This is a genomic window from Chryseobacterium sp. ON_d1 (genome assembly GCF_006829085.1).
In the GTDB taxonomy this organism is placed as follows: Bacteria; Bacteroidota; Bacteroidia; order Flavobacteriales; family Weeksellaceae; genus Chryseobacterium.
In genome coordinates this window covers 89056-113352 of record NZ_BJTC01000006.1, presented here as the reverse complement: position 1 = coordinate 113352, position 24297 = coordinate 89056, and the positions used below count along the sequence as shown (strand labels likewise).

General features: G+C 36.7%; 16 protein-coding genes and 1 pseudogene. 15 read left to right on the top strand and 2 right to left on the bottom strand.

Translation table 11 applies throughout. From position 1 onward, the window contains the following. Positions 1-36: 36 nt before the first annotated feature. Positions 37-429 (bottom strand): multicopper oxidase domain-containing protein, encoded by a 393-nt coding sequence (locus tag CRS_RS10945; RefSeq protein ID WP_142724104.1) that lies wholly within the window; start codon positions 427-429, stop codon positions 37-39. Positions 430-1084: 655 nt separating this feature from the next. On the opposite strand from CRS_RS10945, the gene CRS_RS10940 reads away from it, so the two are divergent. The 14 genes and pseudogenes from CRS_RS10940 to map all read left to right on the top strand — a co-directional run bounded on the left by CRS_RS10940 (position 1085) and on the right by map (position 21463). Next, positions 1085-1471 carry a hypothetical protein gene (locus tag CRS_RS10940; protein WP_142724103.1) on the top strand — a complete coding sequence of 129 codons (387 nt, stop codon included), beginning with the start codon at positions 1085-1087 and terminating at the stop codon, positions 1469-1471. A gap of 146 nt (positions 1472-1617) precedes the next feature. Continuing rightward, positions 1618-2700 carry an efflux RND transporter periplasmic adaptor subunit gene (locus CRS_RS10935; protein WP_142724291.1) on the top strand — a complete coding sequence of 361 codons (1083 nt, stop codon included), beginning with the start codon at positions 1618-1620 and terminating at the stop codon, positions 2698-2700. A gap of 21 nt (positions 2701-2721) precedes the next feature. Beyond that, on the top strand, positions 2722-5913 hold the full coding sequence (locus CRS_RS10930; protein WP_142724102.1) for an efflux RND transporter permease subunit: 3192 nt from the start codon (positions 2722-2724) through the stop codon (positions 5911-5913). Continuing rightward, positions 5885-7342, top strand: a complete 1458-nt coding sequence (locus CRS_RS10925; protein WP_142724101.1) for a TolC family protein — start codon at positions 5885-5887, stop codon at positions 7340-7342. The genes CRS_RS10930 and CRS_RS10925 overlap by 29 nt, the downstream gene beginning before the upstream one ends. A 478-nt stretch (positions 7343-7820) precedes the next feature. Continuing rightward, on the top strand, positions 7821-9410 hold the full coding sequence (locus tag CRS_RS10920) for a T9SS type A sorting domain-containing protein (protein ID WP_142724100.1): 1590 nt from the start codon (positions 7821-7823) through the stop codon (positions 9408-9410). Positions 9411-9415: 5 nt separating this feature from the next. Beyond that, positions 9416-12106, top strand: a complete 2691-nt coding sequence (locus tag CRS_RS10915) for a hypothetical protein (RefSeq protein ID WP_172617041.1) — start codon at positions 9416-9418, stop codon at positions 12104-12106. Between the two features lie 12 nt (positions 12107-12118). After that, the gene (locus CRS_RS10910) at positions 12119-15703 is read left to right on the top strand and encodes an RHS repeat domain-containing protein (RefSeq protein ID WP_172617040.1); all 3585 of its coding nucleotides are present in this window, start codon (positions 12119-12121) and stop codon (positions 15701-15703) included. Position 15704: 1 nt separating this feature from the next. Further along, entirely contained in the window at positions 15705-16397 is a 693-nt protein-coding gene (locus CRS_RS10905) for a hypothetical protein (RefSeq protein WP_142724097.1), read from the top strand. Positions 16398-16550: 153 nt separating this feature from the next. Next, positions 16551-17354: a hypothetical protein gene (locus CRS_RS10900; protein WP_142724096.1), complete on the top strand. Its 804-nt coding sequence runs from the start codon at positions 16551-16553 to the stop codon at positions 17352-17354. Positions 17355-17358: 4 nt separating this feature from the next. Beyond that, positions 17359-18066: a hypothetical protein gene (locus CRS_RS10895; RefSeq protein WP_142724095.1), complete on the top strand. Its 708-nt coding sequence runs from the start codon at positions 17359-17361 to the stop codon at positions 18064-18066. A 235-nt stretch (positions 18067-18301) separates the two neighbouring features. Beyond that, positions 18302-18886: a hypothetical protein gene (locus tag CRS_RS10890; protein ID WP_142724094.1), complete on the top strand. Its 585-nt coding sequence runs from the start codon at positions 18302-18304 to the stop codon at positions 18884-18886. Positions 18887-19034: 148 nt separating this feature from the next. Continuing rightward, a complete protein-coding gene (locus CRS_RS10885) occupies positions 19035-19748 on the top strand; it encodes a hypothetical protein (protein ID WP_142724093.1) in 714 nt (237 codons plus the stop codon). A 197-nt stretch (positions 19749-19945) separates the two neighbouring features. Then, positions 19946-20272 (top strand): annotated as a pseudogene (locus tag CRS_RS10880) (RHS repeat-associated core domain-containing protein); the annotation flags it as partial. Positions 20273-20698: 426 nt separating this feature from the next. Then, complete coding sequence (gene map / locus CRS_RS10875) at positions 20699-21463, top strand: type I methionyl aminopeptidase (protein ID WP_142724092.1); 765 nt, start codon at positions 20699-20701, stop codon at positions 21461-21463. A 253-nt stretch (positions 21464-21716) separates the two neighbouring features. Here the strand turns inward: map and CRS_RS10870 are convergent, their stop codons facing one another. Continuing rightward, entirely contained in the window at positions 21717-22325 is a 609-nt protein-coding gene (locus CRS_RS10870; protein ID WP_142724091.1) for an FMN-dependent NADH-azoreductase, read from the bottom strand. Positions 22326-22513: 188 nt separating this feature from the next. Between CRS_RS10870 and CRS_RS10865 the strand changes: the two genes are divergently transcribed. Then, on the top strand, positions 22514-24046 hold the full coding sequence (locus CRS_RS10865; RefSeq protein ID WP_142724090.1) for a M20/M25/M40 family metallo-hydrolase: 1533 nt from the start codon (positions 22514-22516) through the stop codon (positions 24044-24046). Positions 24047-24297: the final 251 nt, after the last annotated feature.

Below are 24297 nucleotides of genomic sequence, written 5' to 3'. Positions count from 1 at the left end.
ATGCTTATTTTTTTAATATGAATGCTTTTCCCTATGCTAATACGATGCCATTTTTGCAGGCCCGGACTCTTTTTTTGCCTGTTTAAGATGGAACAGGACCATGTCCACGTTCTTTTTAAGGAAAGTTATATTCCCTTTAATATCAGAGTATTGATACTCTTCATTGGAGGCTGTATATTCAGGTAAAGCATCACTTTTTTTAAGGTCAAAAGTTTTACCGTTTAAATGAATTGTAGCGGTATTTTTGGTGTTGTTGATTGTGACTTCTATTTTTTCTCCATAACTGTCAACATACACATTTTTCGAAATGTCGTCTTTGTTTTCAGGAGCAGCAGCTGTAATGGTTTCGGCTTCTTTTCCGGGATGTTTACACGCTGTTAAGGAAAGAATGGTCAATCCCAAAAGGATCGGAGTTAATAATTTTTTCATAGTGATAAGTGATTTTAAAGTGTTTCATGAATTACAATATTAATGCTATATAAATTTACGAATATTTTTAATAAATATGTGTTAATTTTGCATAAACTAACAGTAATTTTAAATTTATCTTAATTTATCTCACTGCTTATTGAAGCACAATTCAGAAAACGGAAAGTAATATTTATTGTGGAAAACTTAGTGCAGGAGCTGTTAATATGGGAATTTTAACGGACTTATTATCAGTGTAATAATATAATTTTCTTTTATTTCTCATTTGTTGTGTAAATTTTCGGCAAAAATAATTCAAAAAGAAGAGAATGACAATAAGGGAATGTTAATAATATGAAATTATGACAAAGTTTAGCTCTCTGCTTTTTTTGTACTTTCGCCAAAAAAAATTACAAATAACAATCTTAGGCTATTTAAAATGTTCAAAAAATGAACACCCGATGAGCTATTTTTTTTTTGCAATTCATAAAATAGCTTAATTTTTTAAAAATCCGAATCTTTACAATTCGAAATTGTAATTGTCTAAAATACCCTTGAACAGTAGAAAAATTTAATATTTTTCATGCGTTTAAATTCAGGTATTTTAAAGGAGAGTTAAATTTTGTTAATCTACTATGATAATATCATAAACAGGGTGTACATTTGCAACTTCAAAATGAGAAACTTTATAGTATACTTTTTAACGGGTCTTTTTCTGCTCTTTGTAGTGGAAAGCAAACTCAACGTTAAAACTCTTCGAAATGACTACAATGGTCATGTTTCTCATCATATGCCCAAACGGGCCAACCGCCTTAACCAGACATTTGAAAAGCTATCTGTTCAGCAGATGGCAGATCATGTGGATAACTCCACATTGGAACTGGCTGAGAATGATTTCCAGCTCTCTGATGTATGGCAGGCTATTGTTGTTTTGGCCGGAGTTTTCAGCCTGATCTATATTTTTGGATTAAAAAACAACAAAAGATTTAAGCCGGATATTCATGGCTTTGTTCTTGGTTTTGCTACAAAAAGATTCATTCTTATCCGTTCTATCAGAATTTAAAATTTTGACATCTGTTCTTTTCTGCCTGATTTCAGGTAGAAATACTTTGCGTTGTGCTTGTTGGTAATTCATCACATCGTTCCCCCTTTTATTACCGTTTTATTTCTATTAAAACATTAACGATTTATATAAACTCTAGAATTATGATAAAAAGAGTTGCTTCGGGAATTGCGTTGAGTGCCCTTCTGTTGGCAGTTGGCTGCAATAAGAAAAAAGAAGAAAAAGAAGAAGTTACCGTCTATCCGGTGACAACCCCAGTAGTAATGGATACTGTAATCAACAAAGAATACGTAGCCCAGATTCAATCTGTAAAAAACATTGAAGTGCGGGCGCAGGAGAAAGGTTTTCTCGAAAAAATCTTTGTAGATGAAGGCCAGTATGTACATGCGGGACAGACACTGTTCCGAATCATGCCTAAACTGTATCAGGCAGAATTATTAAAAGCAAAAGCAGAGGTAGAACAGGCTTCCATCGAGCTTAAAAATGCAAGCACTCTGGCAGGAAACAATATCGTTTCCAAGAATGAAAGAGCAATGGCAAAAGCCAAGCTTGATGCTGCCAATGCAGAAATGAAACTCGCTCAGATCCACCTTTCATTTACCGATATCAAAGCACCGTTCTCCGGTATTATCAACAGAATTCCATTAAAGCTGGGAAGCCTTGTTGATGAAGGCGATTTGCTGACTTCCTTATCAGACAACACAGGTATTTATACATATTTTAATGTATCAGAACCGGAATACCTGAGCTATCAGACCCATGCTGCGGACAGAGGAAGTAATCAGGTATCCCTGATCACGGCTAACGGAGAAATGTATACACAGAAAGGAGAAATCCAGACTATTGAAGGAGAATTTGATAACGAAACAGGAAATATTGCGTTCCGTGCCAAATTCCCTAATCCTGACAAACTTTTAAGAAACGGAGAAACCGGTAAAGTACAGATGTCAATGCCTGTTCATAATGCGCTGATTATTCCACAAAAAGCAACGTATGAAATTCAGGATCAGAAATATGTATTTGTTATTGACAAAAACGGAGTGGCAAAGTCCCGAAATATCAAAGTAGCATACGAACTTCCGGACCTTTATGTGGTAGGCTCAGGAATCTCAAAAGGGGATCAGATCCTTCTGGAAGGAGTTCAGAAAGTAAAGGATGATCAAAAGCTGAAAACAAAGTTCCAGGATCCTAAGAAAGTTCTTCAGTCATTGAAATTAAAAGCAGAGTAGTGGTCTCTAAAATGAAGCAGTATGTTTAAAAAATTCATTCGCAGACCAGTTCTGTCCATAGTAATCTCATTGATTATTGTATTTATGGGGATATTGTCATTGGTAAAACTTCCGGTGACACAGTTTCCATCCATTTCTCCGCCTAAAGTAAATATTACCGCAGAATATCCCGGGGCAAACAACGAATTGTTGATCAAATCCGTAGTAATCCCTTTAGAAAGAGGGCTAAACGGAGTTCCCGGTATGAAATATATGACCTCAGATGCAGGAAATGACGGGGAAGCATCCATCCAGGTGGTATTTGACCTGGGAACAGATCCCAATGTAGCAGCAGTAAACGTTCAGAACCGTGTATCTTCAGTAGTGAATAAACTTCCTCCTCTGGTAGTACGTGAAGGGGTAAAGATCACCCGTGAAGAACCTAACATGTTGATGTATATTAACCTGTATAGTGATGATCCTAAAGCTGACCAGAAATTTCTTTTCAACTATGCAGATATTAATATAATGTCTGAGTTGAGAAGGGTAAGCGGTGTTGGTTTTGCCGATATCCTCGGAACCCGTGAATACGCAATGCGTATCTGGCTTAAACCGGATAGGTTAACGGCTTATAATATTTCAGCTGATGAAGTAATGGAATCTCTGAATGAGCAGAGTTTGGAGGCTTCTCCTGGTAAAACGGGAGAAAGCTCAGGAAAACGTTCTCAGTCTTTTGAATATGTATTAAAGTATCCGGGACGTTATAATAATGAAAAAGATTACGGAAATATCATTCTGAAAGCAAAACCGAACGGGGAGTCTGTAAGGCTGAAAGATGTGGCCGATATTGAGTTCGGAAGTTCCATGTATGATATTTATTCCACACTGAACGGAAAACCTTCTGCAGCGATTACGGTAAAACAGTCATACGGATCGAATGCAAGTGACGTTATTAAAAACGTAAAAGCATTGATGAAGGACCTTGAGAAAAATAACTTTCCTAAAGGGATGCATTATGAGATCAGTTATGACGTTTCCAGATTCCTGGATGCCTCTATGGAAAAAGTAATTCATACGTTGTTTGAGGCCTTCATTTTGGTTGCAATTGTGGTATTCCTATTCCTCGGAGACTGGCGTTCAACTTTGATTCCGGCACTAGCCGTTCCGGTTTCTCTGGTGGGAACATTTGCAGTAATGTCTGCCTTTGGAATTACCCTGAATATGATTTCCCTCTTTGCTTTGGTAATGGCGATCGGGGTCGTGGTAGATGACGCGATTGTGGTCATTGAAGCTGTTCACGCTAAAATGGAAGAAAAGCACCTTTCCCCATTGAAGGCAACAGAAGAGGCCATGCATGAGATCAGTGGAGCGATTATCGCCATCACACTGGTAATGGCATCTGTATTCATTCCGATTGCCTTTATGTCCGGACCGGTTGGGGTATTTTATCGTCAGTTCTCCATTACAATGGCTTCGTCCATTATCCTGTCAGGGGTTGTGGCACTTACTTTGACACCGGCTTTATGTGCTTTGATCTTAAGAAATAATCATGGAAAAGCTAAGAAGAAAACTCCGGTTACTATCTTCCTGGATAAATTCAATAACCTGTTTACAAAAGGAGCAGGAAGATATGAGAAGATGCTGAATAAAACAGTTACGAAAAAGACCATAACATTACCATTGTTATTAGCTTTCTGTGCCTGTACATTCTTCCTGAGCAACTCTTTGCCGTCAGGATTTATTCCGGCAGAAGACCAGGGGATGATCTATGCCATTATTCAGACACCTCCGGGGTCTACATTAGAAAGAACCAACCAGATTGCCAGAGAACTTCTAAGGGAATCTGAAGACATTGACGGAGTGCAGTCTGTTTCCTCTCTTGCTGGGTATGAGATTTTGACCGAAGGTACAGGATCCAACTCAGGAACCTGTCTGATCAACCTTAAAAACTGGGAAGAACGTAAGGAATCTGCTGCTGAAATCATTGAAAAGCTTGAGGAAAAAGCCAAAAATATTCCGGGAGCCAATATTGAATTCTTCCAGCCGCCTTCCGTACCGGGATATGGAGCTGCAGGAGGTTTTGAGCTTCGTTTGCTGGATAAGGCAGGAAGCGGTGATTATCATAAAATGGAACAGGTAAGTAACGACTTTGTGAAAGAGCTTAAAAAGCGTCCGGAGCTTGGATCAGCATTTACTTTCTATTCTGCAAGTTTCCCACAATATATGCTTAGAATAGACAATGATCTGGCAGAGCAAAAAGGAGTGACCATTGAAAAGGCAATGGATAACTTATCCACATTGATCGGGTCCAACTATGAGACGAGTTTCATCCGTTTCGACAGACCCTATAAAGTGATTGTTCAGGCCGGACCACAATACCGGGCTTTACCGACAGATCTGTTGAAACTGTATGTTAAAAATGATAAAGACCAGATGGTTCCTTATTCAGACTTCATGAGACTTGAAAAAGTGTATGGACTGTCTGAAATGACAAGACATAATATGTATAATTCTGCGCAGGTAAGTGGAACACCTGCTCCTGGATACAGTAGTGGTCAGGCGATCAAAGCAATTCAGGAAGTTGCGGATAAAACACTTCCAAGAGGTTTTGGTATCGACTGGGCAGGGATTTCCAAAGATGAAGTAAGCCGTGGAAATGAGGCGGTATTTATTTTCCTGGTGTGTTTAGGATTCGTTTATCTGATCCTTTCTGCCCAGTATGAAAGCTTTATTCTTCCGTTACCGGTTATTTTATCTCTTCCGGTAGGTATTTTCGGAGCCTTTTTATGTTTAAAACTTTTAGGTTTGGAAAACAATATCTACGCACAGGTGGCCATGGTCATGCTGATCGGGCTTCTGGGGAAAAATGCGGTGCTAATTGTTGAATTTGCCGTACAGAAGAAGGCTGAGGAAGGAATTCCTGTAGCACAGGCTGCCATTGAAGGAGCTGCCATCCGTTTCCGTCCTATCCTGATGACCTCGTTTGCCTTCATTGCCGGATTGATTCCATTGGTGGTTGCGACAGGGCCGGGAGCAGTTGGTAACAGAACAATTGGTACTGCAGCAGCAGGAGGGATGTTGATCGGAACCATTTTCGGATTGATGATCATCCCGGGATTATATTACATCTTCGGAACCATTGCAGACAAGTCCAGACTGGCAAGATATGAAGAAGAGAATCCTTTAACAGAACAAACTGAACCTTATGAACATGATGGAAAATTCGAAGACTAAAAATATAATCACCGCCATTGCCTTATCACTTGTACTTGCAAGTTGTAAGGCGCCCATGGCGACTGTCATAAAAGACGAGGTAAAAGAAAATATTCCTCAGAACTTTAATCAGGAAGAACAGCAGGATGCGAATAACAATAGCGGAACAACTCCATGGAGACAGTTCTTTACCGATCCAAATCTGGTAACGCTTATTGAAACAGCTTTAAAAAATAACCAGGAACTGTTGATCACTCTTCAGGAGATTGAGATTGCTAAAAGTGGTGTTTTAGCTAAAAAAGGAAGATTGAGCCCAACCGTTTCTGCGGGAATAGGAGCCGGACTGAAAAAATCAGGTCGTTACACCAGCGAAGGCGCCGGGGATGCTACTACAGAGATTGAACCGGGAAAAGAAATGCCGGATCCGCTGGGTAATTTTGAAGCAGGATTAAATGCAAGCTGGGAGATTGATATCTGGAAAAAACTCAGAACTGAAAAAGAATCTGCAGTGGCTCATTATCTTTCTACAGTAGAAGGTAAAAACTTTGTTTTATCTAATCTTATTGAAGAAGTTGCAGATAATTATTATGAATTATTAGCGCTTGATAACCAACTGGATATTATACAGCAGTATATCAAGCTTCAGCAAAGGGCGTTGGAAATTTCCAAAATTCAGAAAGAAGCTGCAGCGGCAACAGAACTGGCAGTGAAGAAATTTGAAGCAGAACTGGCGAAATCCAAAGCGGCAGAATATACCATCCGTCAGCAAATCACGGAGAAGGAAAATGAAATCAATGCTTTGTTGGGACGATATCCACAACCGATCGTAAGAATGAAGGAAAACTTTATGTCTACCATTCCTCAAACGGTATATACCGGGATTCCGTCACAGCTTTTGGCGAACCGTCCTGATATCAAGCAGGCAGAGCTGGAATTAAAGGCTTCAAAGCTGGATGTGGAAGCAGCAAGAAAAGAATTTTATCCTTCTCTGGAAATTTCAGCAACATTAGGTCTGGAAGCTTTCAAGCCTTCCTATCTCGTTAAAATGCCCGAATCAATTGCGTACAATCTTGCGGGTGAACTGGCAGGTCCGCTGATTAATAAAAGTGCGATAAAAGCCAATTTCCAGACAGCAGATGCAAAGCAGATCCAGGCATTGTACGAATATGACAAAACCATTCTGAATGCTTATCTGGATGTTGCCAATCTGATGTCAAAGGTTAAAAATATTGATCAGTATTATCAGTTAAAGTCTCAGGAAACGAAAGCTCTTGACCAGTCTATTGATATCGCCAATCAGTTGTTCCGGAATTCCAGAGCAGATTATCTTGAAGTTCTTCTGAACCAGAGGGATGCACTGGATGCTAAAATGGAACTTATTGAGGCAAAACAGAAACAGCTCAGTACAGTAGTCGACATCTATAAAAGTTTAGGTGGAGGCTGGAAATAAAACATCATAATTCTATCAATAAACAGTTAATGTTTTTTGGAAGGGTCAATTCTTTTGAGTTGGCCCTTTTTTATTTTTATACGACATGTTCTGTCGCTTCAAAGAAATATTTTTGTATTACATCAGGATCATATGTGTACAGATATGTTAAAAAACGTTAAATTTGCAAAGTTTTATAACGTAGTCAAATTATGGCTAAAAAAAACAATAACTATGAAATTTTTATTCAATTATATTCATTCGGCGGATATTCTTCAGTTACTTTTAAAATATTCAAAATCAATTTAATGTGTACAGATAAGAGTTTCAATGTGTACACATTGAAATACAATATTTTTTGCCTTAAAAGAATATTATTTTGAATAGTTTTGAAATATTTTTACACTATAAAGATCTCTGATTCTTAGTATATTATAAGAGAATTGGATTTTAACCATGATCTGTCACTATAAACAATGTTAACTTAAAAAACACGGGAATGAAAAAAATCTATCTCGGAGCGCTCACCTTATGCGCTTATCTGGGCACATCAGCCCAGGAAGTGGTATGGCAGAAAGACATCAAATCCTCTACCCAGGATTTCCTGAGCCAGATCACCACAACCATCGATCAGCAATACCTAATTACAGGAAGTTCTATACAGTCAGGAAGCGGAAAGCTGGAGACTGGAAGTAAGCAGAACAACGGTTATGATTTTCATCTGATCAAGCTGAATCAGCAGGGAGAAGAAATCTGGGAAAAATATTTCTCAGGACAAAACCATGATTATCTGTCAGCCACTGTTACCACACAGGACGGAGGATTTCTTCTGGCAGGAACTTCTTATTCAGGGAAAGGGCTGGATAAAAAAGAAGATTCCAAAGGAGGATCCGATATCTGGCTGATCAGGATCAATGAGTTTGGAGATGAATTATGGCAGAAGACCTTAGGCAGCTCTTCTGATGAAGAAGCCAGAGCGGTTATCCAGACTACCGATTTGGGATTCTTTGTCGCGGGTAACATACAAAACGCTGCAAAAGGCTACGGTTCCAAGGATGTTTTGATTACAAAACTGGACAAGGACGGAAAAGAACTTTCACAGCTTATTTTAGGTGGAAAAGGATTGGATGAGGTGGAGAAGATGATTCCAACAAAAGACGGAGGAGCTTTACTAGGAATGTATTCAAGAAGTTCAGCTGTACAAAGTCCTCAAAATACATCCGACACCCGACATCTGACAACGGTACAAAAACAAAGCGACAACTTTGGCGAAGGCGATTACTGGATCGTAAAGCTGGATAAAAACGGAAAAGTTGAATGGGAAAAGAATTTCGGAGGAAAAGGTGATGATCATATCAGAACCCTTGCATTTACCTCAACCGGATTCATTATCGGTGGAGAATCCAGATCAGAAAGATCAGGAAATAAAGCGGTAGGACTGGAAGAAGGAACAGACCTTTGGCTGATTTCCTTAAATGACAGAGGCGATGAACAGTGGCAGAAATCTTACAATTTCAAAAACCGTGATATTCTGATGGGCATGAGTGTTCTTCATTCTGCGGATGACAAATCTTCCAAAGCAATTTTATTGGGAGGTTATACTCAGTCTGAGGGAAGAGTAGAAACCGACGATGAAACGTTCTGGATGTTATACCTTGACCAGAATGGAAATGAGCAGTGGAGAAAACATGTAAAAGGAGAATCCAGAAAGAAGGAAGAGAGACTTTCCGATTTAAAGCTGAACAGAGACGGTTCTATTATTCTGGCCGGAACCAGTGCAGAAGAGCTTGGAAAAGAAAATTGGAAGATCGTGAAACTGGGAGACAAACAGGTTGACCAGTTAATTGAGAAATACGATATCAAAATCTATCCGAATCCAGTGTCTGATTATGCATATGTAGAAATTGGTTTTGATTTCAAGGATGCAGATATTCTTTTGTATGACATGAGTGGAAGACAGTTGCAGAGTATTAAAACAAAGAACAAAGTGACTAAGATCAATACCCAGGCACTTGTACAGGGAGCTTATTTGGTGACCATTAAAACGGATAGCAACAAAACGGCGAATGCTAAATTAATTAAGAAATAAACATGATGAAAAAAGTACTATTACTATTTATTTTAATCTATGGATTGGGAAAGGCTCAGATAGAACGAAATTTCGGTAGTACACCAGTTCCGGTGCCTTCAGCCTCTTCTTTTACCTCTTATTCCAATACCCCTGTTTCTTTAGCGACAGGCATACCGGAAATATCCATTCCCTTGCTTACTTTACCTACCAGCAATAAGAATCTTAGTATTCCTTTTGGATTGAGTAATCATGTATACAATGTGGGGTTAAAAAAGCCTGCTGGTGAAGCAGGATTGGGCTGGTCACTTTCAAAGGTCGGAATTATTTCCAGAGTAATCAACAGTGATGTGGATGAAAAGTATGATAATGCCTCAAAACCCGATTATAAGAAGAATGCCTTTGATGATGTGTATCACTACTATCTGCCGGGAAGTTCCGGGAAGTTTAAGTTTGTAAGGGATACGATCAACAATACCTTTACACTTAACAATATCTCAGGAAATAATGTTAAAATAGAATTTACCAGGACTGCCAATACAGCAACCCTTATCCTGGAATCATTCAAACTGACGGATGATAAAGGATTCAAATATATATACGACAATTACAGTATAGCTTCGAGGGACAGCTATAAAACCAATTACAGATCTGCGTTTTATCTGAGCAGAATTCTGGATGAAAATAATGTTGAAATTGTAAGTCTTGTGTATCAGAAAGACACCAGATATAGCGGAACATTTGTAAAATATCAGACTTGCAACCTGACAACAGTTACAAGTATCTTTGGAAAAATCGCTTTTGAAAATATGTATGAACCTTATTGGGAAGATCACGGAAACAGTGATCCCAATAAAATACAAAGTATTTCTCTGATGGATAATTCAGGAAGGCAGGTGTCTAAATATAAATTTGAATATTCCACAATTAACAATAATCAGGCAGAAGAAAAAAGAATCCTGTCAAACCTGTACCAAGTTGATAAAGACCAGAATACAATCGGAAGTTATTCTTTTCAATATGAAAGTTCAAGTGTCTCTCCTTCACAAATGATCGGAGCCCTGGCGGAAATGAAACTGCCAGAAGGAGGTCGTATCAGATATCAATATGATGCCAATGAAGTCTACACTGCTGTCAGCTACCCCGGAGCTGATAATTATTCAATTAAATATCCTGAAATACAGAGATATGTTTATGATAATGTGTTTTTTGATACCAATATCAGCCGTATCTATACTTTTCAGGTAGATGAGCCGAGGGCTATTTTTATTGGAAAAGATGATTATGTATTCTATAAAGACCAGTATCATCTCGGTATTCATGATGATCCTGATACTTATAATTACAAGATCACCTATGTTATTAAAAAAGGAGGAACAGTGATCACCAGTAGTGAAATGCCGAAATATTTATTGACACCAGGAACTTATACAATAGAAGTGAATACTGGTTTTGGAAATGGCGGCTTTAATATTGGGAAAATCCAGACGGATCCACCACCTTACAGAAATGCTAAAACAGTGGCTACAGGAGCCAGAATAAGAAGGATAGAATATTATGATGATAATACCCTGAAAAAAAGCATTAACTATGAATATAATGCGTTTGACAATGCCATGAATTCAAGTGGGGACTACTTTACACTGGAAACCTGCCAGTCCCAGGAATATGATTATCTGAATTCGGTTATCTTATATAACAATGTAAAAGAAATATATGGAGATTCTAATAATCTTGGATATACCCAATATTACTTCAAAACTCCAAAAGATTTTACGGGAAATGGGACAAGGCCTCATTATAATATCGTTTCAGGAGGATTACTGTATAAGAAAGAAATCTATAATAATCAGAACCAATTGGTTTCAAATGAAAATACAGACTATGTACTCACTGAAATCAATAGTACACCAGAATACACCCTATGTGACGGAACAACAAGCAAATCATCCTGGACACAGTCTGCAAAGACAACTTCAAAAACATTTTTCAGCGATGGGTCAGCATTGGAAAACACCTCTGAAGTGACTTACAGCCCTGTTAATTTTGAGCCTGTTTATACAAAGGTTACAGCTCCGGACGGAACAGTAACCGAAAAAAATATCAAATACTCTTCTGAACTTAATAATACCAAACTGGTAAATGCCCGTATCCTTTCTTCTCCTTTAGCAACAGAAGTAAAAATAAACGGGAAATTAGTCAGTAAAGCAGAAACCAAATATGATAATCCGGCATCGCTTCAGGTAACCTCTGTGAATTCATATGAAATGCAGAACCAGTCAGCACAGACGAAAGTAATTTTCAGTAATTATGACAGCTATGGAAATCCCGTAGAAACCAAAACGCCTAAAGGGATTCCAACCGCTGTTGTATATGGATATAACAATACCCAGCCTATTGCAAAAATTGAGGGAGCTTCCTATGCTCAGATTATTTCACTGCCTGCCGTACAGAATGCAGTAACAGCCTCCAATTCTGCAACCCCGGAAAATGAAGGAGCTTTGAAAACGGCTCTTGAAAACCTGCGGACCAGCAGTGCAGTGAAAGACTTCAATGTCACTACCTATACCTGGGATATCTTCACAGGGATGACTTCTGTAACAGCCCCTAACGGAGCAAAAGAAATGTATACCTACGATAAAGCCGGAAGGCTTGAAAAGGTAGTGGACCAGGACGGTAAAACACTGAAAACATATCAATATCACTATAAACAATAAGAACAAATGATCATGAAAAGAATATTAACAACAGTGAGCTTAGGGTTGGCATTGTTTATAGATGCCCAGACACTGAGCCCGGCTGAAAATTATATATACAGCAAAACCTGCCTGGATGAAACGTGTACCAAAAAAAGTGAAACGGTGCAGTATGCAGATGGATTCGGAAGAAATAAACAGGTAATTTCTATTGGAGCGACTCCTTCCGGAAAGGATATTGTTCAGCATATAGAATATGACAATTATGACAGGCAGGTAAAAAGTTTTCTTCCTGTTCCCCAGTCCGGATCACAGGGCGGAGCTATTTATTCCGCTCCGCTTGCCAATGCCAATGCGGTGTATGGGTCAGAGAAAATATATTCCGAAAAAATATTTCAGAATGATATCTCCGGACGGATAAAACAGGTGATTCCCGCAGGGAATGCATGGGCTTCCCACCCTTTGCAGCTTGCCGTTTCCGGAAATGCTTCCGGAGATCAGGTCAGAAAAATAACTGTGGTCACCTCATGGGTGAACAATGCCACTTCTTATACACTGAGCTACAACCCTGATTATGCTCCCAATCAGCTTTCAAAGAGCATCGCAACAGATGGAGATGGCAATACGACCACTGAGTTTACAAACGGCTCCGGTAAAACCGTATTGGTAAGGAAAAATGACGGGACAAAACCCATAGATACATATTATATCTATGATGAGTTCGGAAACCTCGCCTATGTCATACCTCCGCTGGCATCTGCCGGGATGTCTGCTTCAGCCCCCCTTACCACTGCTATGCTGGATAACCTGTGTTATCAATATCATTATGATTCCCAGGGAAGACAGGTAGAGAAAAAGCTTCCCGGTAAAGGCTGGGAATACATCATCTATGATCAGCAGGACAGGGTAATTATGACACAGGATGCTAAACTGAGAACCGTAAACAATACTTTTTCTGCGAAAGGATGGATGTTTACCAAGTATGATAAATGGGGAAGAGTGCTGTATTCTGGTTTTTTTCCGAGCGAAGATTCACGGGGCATGCTGCAGAATAATATCAACAATGTGACGGTAAATGCTGAAAATAATGAATCAAGGAGCGATACTTCATTTACCGCAAACGGAATGCAGGTTTTCTATACTCAGAATGCTTTTCCAAGCGGGAATATTACCATATTAAGTATCAATTATTATGATACCTATCCCGCTTACAGTTTTAATCCTGCCTTTCCAGCAGCCATATTGGGACAAAATGTAATTACTGATCTAACTTCTGTCAGTACAAAAGGGTTACTTACCCTTAGTCTTATCAAAAATATCGAGGATAATAACTGGACTAAAAGCTTTGCTTATTATAATACCAAAGGCATGGCTATCGGTGCTTATTCTGTCAATCATCTTGGCGGCTACACAAAAACAGAGACAGAATTTGATTTTGCAGGCGTTGTGAAACAAACCAGGGTATACCATAAAAGAGTCAGTGCCGATACAGAGAAAACCATCAGCCAGGTTTATGAATATGACAGTAAAAACCGCCTGAAAAAGAAATGGCACCAGGTAGGCAGCCAGCCACAGGAACTGCTGGCGGAAAATACGTATAATGAACTCTCACAGATCAGCAACAAAAAGGTAGGAAACAACCTGCAAAGTATAGATTATGCCTATGATATCCGGGGCAAGCTCACCAAACTGAACGATCCGGCTCAACTAGGGACAAAGCTGTTTGGATTTGAGCTGAAATATACCACCCCCCAGAATACCGCCAATTCCCCGGCAAAATATAACGGGAATATAACGGAAGTAACCTGGAAAACTTCTACGGATAATGTATTAAGGCAGTATAATTACCAATATGATGCTTTAAACAGGCTAAAGAAAGGAATTTATTCTGAACCTAATGCTTCTGCTCCTCAAAATGGGTTTTATAATGAAACCGTGGAATATGATTCCGGGAGCAATATCACTTCGCTTAAGAGAAATACAGGAATGTCAGGAATGGCTGCCCTTATGGATGACCTTACCTACAATTATACCGGGAACAGGTTAAATTCTGTCACTGATACTTCCACCAACTATGATGGGTATCCTGATGGATCAGGAAATATAATCTCTTATGATGATAATGGCAATATGACCGATCATAAGGACAAAGGGGTCTTGCAGATTGATTATAACTTCCTGAACCTCCCGTATTATATCAAATTTGATAAGGGATTACAGACACGTACAGGGATTATTAATGAAAATACAATCTATACGTATCGTGCAGATGGAACGAAAGTAAGGAAAGTGTATAACTACACTCCCTTCAATCCCTTTGGTACTGCTACAGAACTTACATCCAATATTACAGAATACCTGGATGGTTTTCAATACGAAACCACAACAAGTAAAAAAGGAACAGAATCTCCTGTTTTAAAATTTGTTCCCACTTCGGAAGGGTATTATAATTTTGAAAATAATAAGTATATTTACAGCTATACCGATCATCTGGGAAATGTACGCCTCAGCTATTTTAAAAATGCCGGCGGCAGCGCAGAAGCTCTTGAAGAAAACAACTACTATCCTTTTGGGTTAAAACATTTGGGATACAATACGATAGGATTCAACCCATCGTATAATTACCAGTACAATGGTAAAGAATTACAAAAGGAAACCGGCTGGAATGACTACGGAGCCAGAATGTATATGTCTGATATCGGACGATGGGGCGTTATTGATCCATTGGCTGAAACATCAAGAAGATTTTCACCTTATGCCTATGCCTTAAATAATCCGGTAAGCTTTATCGATCCTGATGGAAGAAAAGCCGTCCCTGTTCCTTACGAAGGGATGGAGAACCATTTGGTAGTAGGTTCGTATATGTGGCAGATGGCTGGTGGCAGCTTCAATCCTCGCCAGAAGGTTCCTAATGGAAGCGGTGGTACTTCTGCTGATTTTGGCGGGTTTGGGTATACTGAAAGTGAGCCATCCTCCGGAGGATTATCATTTACAAGTCTGGAGGCAATTACCTTTGCCCAATCATATTTTGGTGGTGGTGGAAATATTGGGGCCTTGTTCTCTATGGTTGAGCAATTAAAGAAAGCAGGTTGGAGTGATCCAGCTAATACGAAAGCAAAATATAATGATAAAGATATTTTACTTAAAGAAGTTCCAGCTTTAAATGAATTATTTCTAATAACTAACCCCAGTTTTGAGGAAGATTCTAGCATTAACTCACAAGGTGTAACTAGAGGAACCAGAATTCTTATAAATATGAATAATATTTCAAATATACTTAGATTCGCTTATACATTAGGACATGAAATGTATGGGCATGTATTTGCAAATAAATTTTTTAGAGATATTTATAATAGAACAACTCGTACTCCTGAAAAAAGCACAAGAGGATTTGACTTTTTTCAGGAAACTATGGGTATTGACTGGGAGATGAAATTAGGTAGTTCAAGATGGTGTGGGTTTTCGGGACTCGAAGCTGCCTCATTTTATTATAATATCAATAATTTAGGATCAGGGTATAATCAAGAAATAATTGATAAAGTAAGTAGTTATCATACTCGACTACAAATGGAATGGAATAATATTTATAATCAGAAACTCAAACAACTTGGTAAATAAAATGAAAAACATTTTTATTATAATTATTTTTATTATTAGTAACTCCTTGTATTCACAGGTTAGATTGGACTTTAAATTAGACTTTAATTCTAATATTGCGGATATTGTTATAACTAATAACACCTCAGAAAATTATGTAATACCATTGGAGAAAAAATACTTGCGGCCATATGAACCTCTATGTGATAATTATCAAGAATATGAAGATAATTTTCCAAGCTTGGGATTGATGTTAATGATTGAGAATTTAAGTGATAATAATCTACTGACTTACTATGTGAATGACTATGTTGATCCTAATAAATTTGATTCGATAAGTAAAGAATATCAAAAACAAAAAATCAATTACGATAATTTAATTAACCAATGGAAAGCTTCTAACAAAATATCTAAAATAAATAATGCAAAAATAAATTATAGTATTATGAATAGCTTGATATTCATAAAGCCCCATGAAACCATCAGCTATAAAGTTAAAGTAGATATTAATAATATTACTAACCAAAAGTTTAAATTTTATTCATATTCATATAATCCACTTCAGTCTTACAAATATTATTTACAGTATTGTAGCCCTGCAGAAATGTATAAATATTTAACAAAAATTCAAAAGAAACAGATTAAAGACCAAGGGTATAAATTATTTTATGGTACATTAAAGTCTAATATTATATATAATAAAACAAGAAACTAGTATTTATTGTTACTTACTTGCGCGATTTTCCATTCATACATTTTCAAGATATTTACAGTAGCCCTTTCGTTCTAAGAGCTATCTTATTCACATTGTAAGCTTAGCTTTATCGATCCCGATGGAAGAAAAGCCATACCTGTTTCCTATGAAGGGATGGAGAATCATCTGGTAGAAGGTTCTTATATGTGGCAGATGGCTGGTGGCAGCTTCAATCCTCACCAGAAAATTCCTAATGGAAGCGGTGGTACTTCTGCTGATTTTGGTGGGTTTGGGTATACTGACAGTGAACAATCCTCCGGAGGATTATCGTTTACAAGTCTGGAGGCAATTACCTTTGCTCAATCATATTTTGGTGGTGGCGGAAATATTGGGGCCTTGTTCTCTATGGTTGAGCAATTAAAGAAAGTAGGTTGGAGTGATCCTGTGAATACCATTGCAAGTTTTGAAGATTGGAATAAAATAATAAAAACAGATGAAATTTCAGGTCTTATCTCTAAACTATATTCAGTTGGAGGTTATAAACCAGGGGATAGAGGAATTAAATTTATAGAAACTAAAAACTTTCTTTTCCATGGAAAATCTAATGGTTTTAATATTTTGGTAAACCTGAGTAAATCTCCAAGCGTTTTAGAGTATTCATTTATTATTGGTCACGAAGTAGGTCATTCTATAACTCATTACTTTAGAGATATATTCTTCGATAATATTAAATCCAATAAGAATAGCCCAACTGCTCGTGATGCTTTTAGCTACTTTTCGGAGTATATTTCCTACTCTTGGGAGTCAAGAATAGGAAATCAAAACATAAAAGATCCGTTAGATTATACATATAATAAGCATGGTGCGAAACAAATACCAGATATTTTTCGTTATCCAGAAGCAGCTATTAATAAATTTAACAATAACTTCAATATTATTATGAAAGCATATCTAAATTGGAATAATAGTATAAAATAGAAAAATGAAAAAATATTTAGGATTATTAAGCTTACTAGTTAGTTTTGTTCTTCAATCACAAATCAAGATTAAATATACCATTAAATCTCACGTAGAAACATATCAATTCACATTAAAAATCGATGTAGTTAACCTTACCGATGATAATTATTTACTTCCCTTTGATATAAATGGATTTAAAGGATATTATGACTCAGAATACTGTGGAGTTTACAATGAAAAAGATTATCCTTACAATTTTTTTGCTCCCACAATAATGATAAATAGGGACTATGATCAAAATTATCTCTATCCTGAATCTTCAAGAGGGCACTCGGATAGAGAATCGAAAGAAAACATAAAAACATTACAGGAAGTCGCAGATAAAGAATTTAATAAAATTAATAAATGGAAAAAAAAGCATCATTTTAATTCTTATGAGTATGCTTTTAAAAATTATTACATAACAAATAACTTGTTAATACTGAGGCCTCATGAAAAATATAGTTATGAAATTTCTGTAGATTTAAGTAACTTATTGAGAACAAATACTTCATTTTTATATGATGCCTATTTTCTGGAATTTTCTAGATATAACCTCGGGTTGCACCTTTGCATTACAGATGATGCATATCAATGGCTAACAAAGGAGCAGAAAAAGAAATTTGAAAAATATAAATTCTTTTTAGGAACGATTAAAAGTAATAGTATTTCGTTTGAAGCTTATAAATAACAAATATTTTACTACTATTTAAATAAAACAAAGTGACTACAAAAATAATGGCTTTAATAATTTGTATTTCTGAAAAGCACAAGAGGATTTGGTTTTTTTTAGGATACCAGCAATTATTATCTTTGACTGAACCTCATCTCGGGTTTGTTCAGAAACCTCAAGGTTCGGAAGTTTCTACAGCTATAATTATAACGGCAGGAACTCCAGGAAAATGAAAATGAATATTTAAAATACCATGAAATATCTTCTTGTATTATTTTTGGCAATAATCAATGTTAAATCTCAATTATTATTAAATATTAAATCGTTAGATACTGATAATAATAGTAAGATAATTGTGATGGAAATATATAATAATTCGAATATTACGTGTTCAATCCCTATAGATACTGTAAGTTTTAAACCATTTGGCAAACAATATAATGCAGGTAACTTTAGACCTTTAATTGAACTGAAACGTAAAAATAAGTCTGTAAATTATGAAACTGGATTAATAGAATTAGATGAAACACAGATTGATCTTGCTAATAAAAGAAATCAGCTTACATATTTAGAAAGTAAGGAAGGAATAATTAAAATTAAGCCAAAAGAAAAACTGGTAATTCCAATCAAATTTAATCCTTTTCAATTTAATGTAGAAAATGGTAAATATGATAGTTTTAATATTATAAGCAATCAAGATTATACTATTACTGTCTATCTTACTAATTGTGGTTCTAATTCGCCAACTCATAATAAAGAGAAAATTAATTATACGATAAAAAGTAATCCTATTAGAATTAAGTGGAATTTAAAAAATACTAAGTATATTAAATGGTGATTTTTTCAATTAGCTTAGGCATTGTAAATAGATGAAATCCCAATGCTTTACTGTATTAATTATATTTTAATAAGGTAGCCCTTGCAATAGCAGGGGTTTACTATTGAAGCACGTGAAATAAAATATAATAACCGTAAATAAAATAATAATGATTCTCAACGTACTAAAAATATTTCAAATCATCTTTGTATTTTCAATATTTGGACAATTTAAAGCTCAAATTAAAATTAACTGGCAGTTAGATTCTCAAAAAAAAAACGCTAATATTACTCTATATAATGAAAGTAAAGAAAATATTATAATACCAATTGATACGACATCATTGCAACCATATTATACTGATAATTATAATATTATTAAGGATGAATGGATTGATCAATATCCTTTTTTTGGATTGACTATCAATATTTATGATAATTTTGAACAAAAAAATGTAGAAACTTATTTACATTCTGAACTAGATTTATCAGATTTTAAAAAAATAAAAATAAAGAATGATTCTGTAAAAAAAGAATTTAATCTCAAAAAGGAAAAATGGGGTAAGAAAAACAATGTTCCTAAATCAGATGTCAAAATAAATTATTATATAATGAATAATTTATTGCTTCTTAAACCACAAGAAAAGATTGTATTTCATGTTCCTTTTAATCTAAAAAATATTACCAATAGAGATGTTGGGCCTTTGCAAGGCTTTTATATTCTAGATAATGAAAAAGAAAATATAGGGTATCTTTCTATTTCAATAGATAAAGAAGCTTACATAAAATATCTTACTAAATCACAAAGACAAAAGCTTAATAGATATAAACTATTTACGGGTTCTATTAAGAGTAATAAGATTAATATATTACCCACAGAATAAATTCGATAATGTTTCAAACATCAAACATCTTACTAATATAAAATAGAGTATTGATTTTCAATACTCTATTTTATATTAGTAAGATGTAAAGTTGAGTTAATATTGTGGATAGCTAGAACAGAAGAAAAGAGAAATAGTCTATCTAAAATATTGAGGATCATACAAGATGTTTCAGATGTGTTGGTAAAAAACAGAATATTTTATCATATACAGACCACCTGGGAAATGTACGCCTCAGCTATTTTAAAAATGCCGGCGGTAGCGCAGAAGCTCTTGAAGAAAACAACTCCTATCTTTTTGGGTTAAAGCATTTGGGATATAATAATGTAGGAGGAAACCCATCTTACAATTATCAATACAACGGTAAGGAACTATAAAAAGAAACCGGCTGGAATGATTATGGCGCCAGGATGTACATGGCTGATATCGGACGATGGGGCGTTATTGATCCATTGGCTGAAACATCAAGAAGATTTTCACCTTATGCCTATGCCTTAAATAACCCGGTAAGCTTTATCGATCCCTGTCCCTGTTCCTTATGAAGGGATGGAAAACCATTTGGTAGTAGGTTCGTATATGTGGCAGATGTTAGGAGGTACTTTTAATCCTCACCAAAAAGTTCCTAATGGAAGCGGTGTTACATCGGCAGACTTTGGTGGGTTTGAGTATACTGAAAGGGAGCCATCTTCTCGATACTCCATCAAGGTGGTGTAATTACTTCAGAACACACTTCAACCCTGTTTTTAGCTAGTTCCTTAAGCCTCTGTAACCCTTTTTCAAACTGTTGTTAGTCCCTTATGAATACCATCTAGCCCCTTATCTATTGAGATAGGGAGGAAATGAATTGAATAACCGTATTTTCCACTCAATCGGTTTCATGCATTAAAACAATCTGTATCATAATATTTTAATTCTTAACTTTGTCATTATCAATAATAATCAAAACAAATATGTCAATCACCAACGAAGATCAGATGCTTGGAATGCAAAAAGTAAGCGAAGCTGTCGCCTACACTTTGAAAAAGATGATAGCGTATGCTGAACCTGGCATGACCACAAAAGATCTTGATGAGTATGGAGCAGGAATACTGGAAAGTTTCGGGGCAAAATCGGCACCTTACCTAACGTATGGATTTCCGGGTTGGACGTGTATCAGTGTGGACAATGAATTCTGCCATGGTATTCCTACAGATCAAAGGATTTTGAAGGAAGGCGATCTGATCAATATTGATGTTTCTGCAGAGCTGGATGGATATTGGGCCGATAATGGAGGATCATTTGTCATCGGAAAAGATATTCACGGACATCAGAAACTGGTGGAGGCATCCAAAGATATTCTGAGAAAGGCGATCAGCAATATAAAAGGTGGTGTGAAAATTGCTGATATAGGGCATTTAATGGAGACAGAAGCAAAGAAAAGAGGTCTTAAGGTCATTAAGAATCTTGCCGGACATGGAGTAGGCAGAAGCCTGCATGAGCAGCCTGATGAATTGCTGAACTACAGAAACCGCTATGATTCCAGGCGTTTTAAGAAAAACTCTGTGGTGGCTATTGAAACATTTATCTCCACCGATTCCAATATTGCGGTAGAATTAAAAGACGGATGGACCATGGTAGGTAATAAAGGCGGTTATATGGCCCAGCACGAGCATACCATTGTAATTACCGACGGAAAACCTATCATCTTAACCGAAATGAATGAAATCCTGAATTAAAGAAACCACAACGATAAGAACGATCATAATTATTTTTTAGGCGCAAGATTTTATCATAATTCCCCTGCTGAAAATCTTTGATTTTCTTGCGCCTTAAATATACATCAGGATAAAATCCTTTAGCGCCTTTGTGTTAAAAACAAAATACTATAAAGCTCCAAAGCTTCATCCAATCAACTTGTTGATTCCTTCTTTGCTCCCTTATATTCAGCATTAACAATAAAAAACTTTGCGTTTACAATAACACCCGCTTTTAAGGCATTTCAGTGACAGAATTAAAATCTTTCAAAATACTTTCATAATCCGCTGTAAAACCATTCTCCATAGTCCCTTCAATACGATAGGCTTCTACATCAGTAATTCCCGTATAATTTCTGAAAACATCTTTGATATAGGCAGAAACATAATCCGGAGCACCTTCTGCACTCCTGCCTCCGGAAGCAACTGCTAGATATACTTTTTTACCTTTAAATTGTCCTACGCGGTTCCACTGTTCATCAAAAACATAAGTCACTCCTGCCCGGATCAGCTGGTCCAGCCATGCTTTTAAAGAGGTGGAAATTCCCAGATTAAACATTGGTGTTCCAATAACAATAATATCTGCTTCACGCACTTCATCCACAACCCTGTTGGCGTATGAGAGAAGATGCTTACTCTGTTCATCATATAACTCCGGATGCTTATAAAATTCATGAATGGACACTTCATCTGCATATGGAGGAGCATCCTTCACCAGATCCCTTACAGTGATCGTATTGATATTGCCTTGTTGTAACAGTTTTTCCAGAATGGCTGAGCTTAGCTGGTTACTGTAAGACAGTTCTCCTCTTGCGCTGGAAATAATGTGCAGTATATTCTTCATTTTTTATTCTTTATTCTGATGACGAATAAGTTTCCATTGAGGGGACATATCTTTTGCCTTTTATCAGATTAAAACTGTAAAGAGTGTATTCCATGAGTTTGTCGATTGAAAAAGTCCGGCTTTAAATTGTCAGGCACTGAATACTTTGCTATATTTATAAAATCAAATCACTTCACAAACTATCTGCTATGAAAAAATTTCTTTTAATCCTTTTGGGAATCATTGTCATTCTGGCTGCTGTTGTATTAATAAAAACTTACACTTATCCTTTTAAAAAAAATAATATCGGGGCAGGCGAAGGCTGGAAGCCGATAAAAAATGACTCAGCAGTAATGCGGTTGTCGGGAGGAATAAAGGTTCCAACCGTTTCTACGGGTAGTTTGGGTGAATTCAATTACGCACCATTCGATCAGTTTAAAACCTATTTAAAAACCTCCTATCCATTAGTGTATCAGAATACCGAAAATGTCGAGGTTAACCAATATGGATTGGTGTTCAGGCTTAAAGGAAGCAATCCTGCTTTGGAACCGATTTTATTTCTTTCCCATATGGATGTTGTGCCACCCGGGGATGCAGATATCAAAAATAACGAAGAAAATGTATTCCGTCCGGATGACAAACCGCTTAATCCTGTTTCAAAAGTAGCGGAGGACTGGGATTTTGCCCCTTTTTCAGGAGCGGTTGCCAATGGAAGAATCTACGGCAGGGGAGCGATAGACATGAAAGGAATGCTGTTCTCCTTAATGGAATCTATGAATTCTATGATTAAAAACAGACAGATTCCTCAACGTGATATTTATCTGGCTTTCGGTTTTGATGAAGAAGTTGGCGGACAGAAAGGAGCTGTTCAGATTGCTGATTATTTTAAGAAAAAAGGCTTGAAGTTCGATGCTGTTTATGATGAGGGAGGATTAATTATGAGAAAAGGAAATGTAGCAGGAATTGATACTGACGTTGCCGTTGTAGGGTGTGCCGAAAAAGGATTTCTTTCGGCAAAAATCAAAGTAAAAGGACTTGGCGGACATTCCTCTATGCCTCCTATGGAAAGTGCTATCGGGAAAGCAGCTGTTATCATGCAGCGTCTGGAAGATCATCAGATGAAGCCTGTTATCACACCTTTAATCAAAGAGTTTTTTAATAATATTGGTGGTGAGATGCCTTTTGCCACAAGAATGGCTCTGGCCAATCAATGGCTTTTAAAACCTGTATTGATTTCACAGCTCACCAAAAACAATACAACCAATGCGTTGGTAAGAACAACCACAGCATTAACGATGATGAAGGGAAGTGACGGAACCAATGTGCTTTCTCCTGAAGTGGAATTTGTGGTTAATTTCAGACTGCTTCCCGGAAATTCGGTGAAAGATGTGAAAGATCATATTGCGAAAGCCACTGAAGGTTTTGATGTTGAAGTAGAAGAAATTGATAACACCAGGGAAGCTTCCAATATTTCTCCAACCAATACAAAAGCTTTTAAAATAATAGAAGCAGGAGTGAAGGAAATTCATCCCGGAGCAATTGTTACCCCATATCTTACCATGGCGGGAACAGATGCGGGGAAATACGAAATCGTAAGTAAAAACGTCTACCGTTTCATGCCGATCAAGATCAACAGTGCCGAACAGCAAAGCATTCACAGCACGAATGAATATCTCAGCATTGAAAACTATCTGAAAATGATCCACTACTTTGAGTACATTATGAAGAATTATGATAAGTAATTCGGGGTACGGGATCTAGGGATAATGCATACTATTAAACGGAGAGTTAGCGAAGTTTTCTATACCATCTTATTATTTTTTCGATCGTAAAGGCGTTTCACTCAGCAAAGAAAAAGTATGTCTCTCTGCTAAATGAAACGCCTTTGCGAACAAATAAGCTATGTATATTAATAAACTTTGCGAACATCAGCGTTAATAATTATTGAGGATTGACTTTGCGAAACAAAAATTGATCTTTGACCAAAAAATCT

Coding starts and splice junctions, on each gene's coding strand:
- CRS_RS10930 (WP_142724102.1), top strand. CDS start 2,722: ATGTTTAAAAAATTCATTCGCAGACCAGTTCTGTCCATAGTAATCTCA.
- CRS_RS10865 (WP_142724090.1), top strand. CDS start 22,514: ATGAAAAAATTTCTTTTAATCCTTTTGGGAATCATTGTCATTCTGGCT.
- CRS_RS10910 (WP_172617040.1), top strand. CDS start 12,119: ATGAAAAGAATATTAACAACAGTGAGCTTAGGGTTGGCATTGTTTATA.
- CRS_RS10900 (WP_142724096.1), top strand. CDS start 16,551: ATGGAGAATCATCTGGTAGAAGGTTCTTATATGTGGCAGATGGCTGGT.
- CRS_RS10915 (WP_172617041.1), top strand. CDS start 9,416: ATGAAAAAAGTACTATTACTATTTATTTTAATCTATGGATTGGGAAAG.
- CRS_RS10890 (WP_142724094.1), top strand. CDS start 18,302: ATGAAATATCTTCTTGTATTATTTTTGGCAATAATCAATGTTAAATCT.
- CRS_RS10920 (WP_142724100.1), top strand. CDS start 7,821: ATGAAAAAAATCTATCTCGGAGCGCTCACCTTATGCGCTTATCTGGGC.
- CRS_RS10940 (WP_142724103.1), top strand. CDS start 1,085: ATGAGAAACTTTATAGTATACTTTTTAACGGGTCTTTTTCTGCTCTTT.
- CRS_RS10945 (WP_142724104.1), bottom strand. CDS start 429: ATGAAAAAATTATTAACTCCGATCCTTTTGGGATTGACCATTCTTTCC.
- CRS_RS10885 (WP_142724093.1), top strand. CDS start 19,035: ATGATTCTCAACGTACTAAAAATATTTCAAATCATCTTTGTATTTTCA.
- CRS_RS10870 (WP_142724091.1), bottom strand. CDS start 22,325: ATGAAGAATATACTGCACATTATTTCCAGCGCAAGAGGAGAACTGTCT.
- CRS_RS10925 (WP_142724101.1), top strand. CDS start 5,885: ATGAACATGATGGAAAATTCGAAGACTAAAAATATAATCACCGCCATT.
- CRS_RS10905 (WP_142724097.1), top strand. CDS start 15,705: ATGAAAAACATTTTTATTATAATTATTTTTATTATTAGTAACTCCTTG.
- map (WP_142724092.1), top strand. CDS start 20,699: ATGTCAATCACCAACGAAGATCAGATGCTTGGAATGCAAAAAGTAAGC.
- CRS_RS10895 (WP_142724095.1), top strand. CDS start 17,359: ATGAAAAAATATTTAGGATTATTAAGCTTACTAGTTAGTTTTGTTCTT.